This is a genomic window from Synechococcus sp. R8-2 (assembly GCF_047461715.1).
Lineage (GTDB): Bacteria > Cyanobacteriota > Cyanobacteriia > Thermostichales > Thermostichaceae > Thermostichus.
Genome location: NZ_JANSHQ010000529.1, coordinates 1 through 3263, shown reverse-complemented (window position 1 = coordinate 3263; position 3263 = coordinate 1). Strand labels below are relative to the sequence as shown.

The following is a 3263-nucleotide window of genomic DNA, read 5'->3' as shown; positions in this document are numbered from 1 at the left end:
GCTTCTCGGCGGTTTAGCTAAACCTGAGGTGAGCAATCTATTTGGCGGATTGCCCAAGGGACTGAATTTATCATCCCGGTCAAACCCTTGAGGACCAAGACAGCCGTTATCTTAGTTTGAAGAGGGATCCCTGCTGGGGTGTTTGAGATTGGTCAAATCGTTGAGGCGGCGCAGGATCCCCCATCCCTGTAGGGCCTCCAGCAGGGCTTCCCGCACAACCGCTACCGTCTCTTGGTCGAGGGCCAACCGCAGATAATCCACCGCCAGCCGGGTTTGCTCGGGATCCAGGTGGGACATTAAGCTCTGCAAGCGGCGAACGCCCGCCAGCCGTCGGAAGGGATCGGGAGAAGCAATGTCGCTGAGGTCGCGCTCCAATTGAGACCGTTGCCGCTCTTGTCGGCCCCTGAGCCACTCCCCAAACAGCAGCGACAACAAGGCTAGAGTGGCCAATCCCTGTAGAATGGCACCGGTGGCCAGCCAGCGTTGGGTGGATTCTGCCCAGATGGAGATGAGGGTGTAGGTGCCCAAGGTGGCGGCTGCTCCCGAACCAATTGCCAGCAAAAGCCAGCGATCCGCCTGCCGAAACCAAGCTTGCCACTCCTGCCAGCGGCGGTTGAACTCAGGGCTGCGCACCCCCTGTAGCCCCAACATCACCAAGGTGCCCACCCCCAGAGAGAGCGCCAGCCGCCCATTCCAGAAGGCCAGCCCTGCCAACGCCAAGGCCGACAGAGCCAAAACCCGCCACTGCGGCCCCGATAGGATCCACAGAGCAACTTGGGATCCCGTCTCCACTGCCCCACGCCCCACCCGCTGCAGATATTCTGGCCAGGATCCCTGGCCGGAAGAAGGGCGACCCGATTGATGTTTCACCGATGGCAACTCCCAAAACTCGGCCCTATCTGGCCCTTTGCAAGGCGGCAAGATAGGTCAACGTTCTCTAAATTATGCTCTTATGCTTTGCCGGTGGAGTCGAGATAGGCTTTCCACCCTTGGGTTTGCAACTGGTCGTTTTTCTCCTGCACCGCCTGTTTTAGGCTTTCCCGATAGGCGATCACTCGCCGGAGCAGGTCGGGATCTCCACTGGCCAGGATCTGCACCGCCAGCAGACCCGCATTGTAGCCGTTGCCAATGGCCACCGTGGCCACCGGGATCCCTTTGGGCATTTGCACAATCGAGTATAAGGAGTCGATCCCCTGCAGGGATGGGCTGAGCACCGGCACCCCGATCACCGGCAGGGGGGTGAGAGAGGCCACCATCCCCGGCAAATGGGCTGCTCCCCCTGCCCCGGCAATGATGACGCGGATCCCTTGGGTATGGGCGCGGCGGGCAAACTCTACCATGGCCTCGGGGGTGCGGTGGGCGCTGAGGATCTGCATCTGGTAAGGGATCCCAAACTCCTCACACACCTGGGCGGCAGGTGCAAGGGTGGGCAAATCGGAATCGCTGCCCATTACGATGGCAACGAGGGGGGAGAGTTCCATATCGCTAAGCGACGCTAACGCGAAAGGCTGCTGGCCCGGCGTAGCCGATCCATCATCGCATAGCCCAACCCCGTCGAGATGGGTGGGGGCTCTGCCAGCAGGAGCGTAGCATCTCCCTCATCCAGGCGGCGCAGGCTGGCAAAGAGGGCGCGGGCGGCTGCCTTGGGATCCGAACCCAAACACTCCAAACTGAAAGTGATCCCCGGCCAATGGCGGGAGAGGGTGTTCAGCAGAGCCTGCGGATCCGTGGCAAAGCTGAGGATGCCCAGGTGGGAATGACCGGTTGTCAGGTGCTGCACCTGTTGCCAATCGCCGGGCTGAAGCTGGGCAAAAGGGGTGGGCAAAAGCCGGAGGGGCTTACTGGGGGCATAGTGGCTGCTCAGTCGTCCCGGCGCTTCTGGCGGGCCCGTTGTGCCATCCTTGGGGGCCTGTTCTGGGGGCAACCGGATGGGCAACCCCAGGTGGGCCTCCAGGGCTTCCAGTGGGATCCCTCCTGGGCGCAGCAGCGTCGGGATCCCTTCGGGGCTGAGCTTTAGCACGGTGGACTCCAGGCCCACAGCACACTCTCCCCCATCCAAGATGTAAGGGATCCGCCCTCCCAACTCTGCATAGACGGCCTGGGCTGAGGTGGGGCTGATGCGGCCAAAGCGATTGGCACTGGGGGCAGCCAGAGGGGTTTGCACCGCCTGCAACAAAGCTTGAGCCACCGGGTGAGCAGGCACCCGCAGGGCAACAGTAGGCAACCCGCTGCTTACCAGATCCGGCACGGTGGGACACTTGGGCAGCACCAAGGTTAGGGGCCCCGGCCAGAAGGTGTCGATCAAGGATCCCAGCAAAGCGCGAGCGGCGGGAGTAAAAGCCGACACGTCCACCAGCCACCCCTGCAATTGCTCTAGGGTCACCCCAGCCGGCAGATGCAGGATCAGGGGATCGAAGCGGGGGCGCTCCTTGGCGGCAAAAATGTTCGCCACTGCCTGCTCATCCAAGCCATGGCCCGCCAGGCCGTAAACCGTCTCCGTGGGGATGGCCACCAACTGGCCCTGCAGCAAGGCCGCCGCCGCTACGGCAATGTGCTCAGGAGTGGGCGAAAGAATTTCCGTCTGCATCCATAACTCGGATTTGGGGTGGGGCTAGGGATCCCGTTCTGCAATCCATTTTCGCGCCTGGTAGAGGGCGATGTTGATTTGATCCCCAAACAGCAGCGCCAAGGAAGTGAGCCAAACCCAGAGCAGCAGCACAATAACCGCCCCCACCGCCCTGTAGACTTGGTTGAACTGCCCAAAGTGCTCCACGTAAATCCGCAGCCCCCACGACACCCCAACCCACAGTAGGCTGGCCACGATGGCTCCCGGCCAAATCGGCATTTGGGGTCGGCGCAAGCTGGGGCCAAATCGATACAGCACCCAGCAGGAGAAGACGACCAACCCCAGCGAAATCGGCCAGGTGAGGATCCCCCACAAGTTCAACCCCAGCTCTCGCAAGGGATCCAACTGAGTCGGCCCGCCAACCTCCTGGGCTAAGGATCTCGCTTTCATGGCCAAGAAGCGCAAAAAGCTGGCACTGAACAAAAAGATCAAGCTGGCCAGTCCGGTCAACCCCAGGGTGGCGAGCATCCAAACCAGCGAGATCAGCTTGCGTCTCCAGAAGGGACGGCGCCTATCTTGAGGGATCTCATGGCTGAGATCCAAAGCTGTCATCACCGCCCCCATGGCTCCAGAAGCAGCCCACAGGGTGCCCAAGAAGCCGAGCGACAACAACCCCCGTTCGCGTCAGCGGTGCGGA

The 3263-nt window shown here is 61.8% G+C and carries 4 protein-coding genes; all 4 read right to left on the bottom strand.

Annotated features, from left to right (window positions below):
• Positions 1–111 precede the first annotated feature (111 nt).
• Positions 112–870, bottom strand: a complete 759-nt coding sequence (locus NW819_RS12010; protein ID WP_011432665.1) for a hypothetical protein — start codon at positions 868–870, stop codon at positions 112–114.
• An 80-nt stretch (positions 871–950) separates the two neighbouring features.
• A complete protein-coding gene (gene purE, locus NW819_RS12005; RefSeq protein WP_414329156.1) occupies positions 951–1481 on the bottom strand; it encodes a 5-(carboxyamino)imidazole ribonucleotide mutase in 531 nt (176 codons plus the stop codon).
• Between the two features lie 14 nt (positions 1482–1495).
• Positions 1496–2587 carry an L-threonylcarbamoyladenylate synthase gene (locus NW819_RS12000; RefSeq protein WP_414329155.1) on the bottom strand — a complete coding sequence of 364 codons (1092 nt, stop codon included), beginning with the start codon at positions 2585–2587 and terminating at the stop codon, positions 1496–1498.
• A 24-nt stretch (positions 2588–2611) separates the two neighbouring features.
• Positions 2612–3235 (bottom strand): YihY/virulence factor BrkB family protein, encoded by a 624-nt coding sequence (locus tag NW819_RS11995; protein ID WP_414413879.1) that lies wholly within the window; start codon positions 3233–3235, stop codon positions 2612–2614.
• Positions 3236–3263 lie beyond the last annotated feature (28 nt).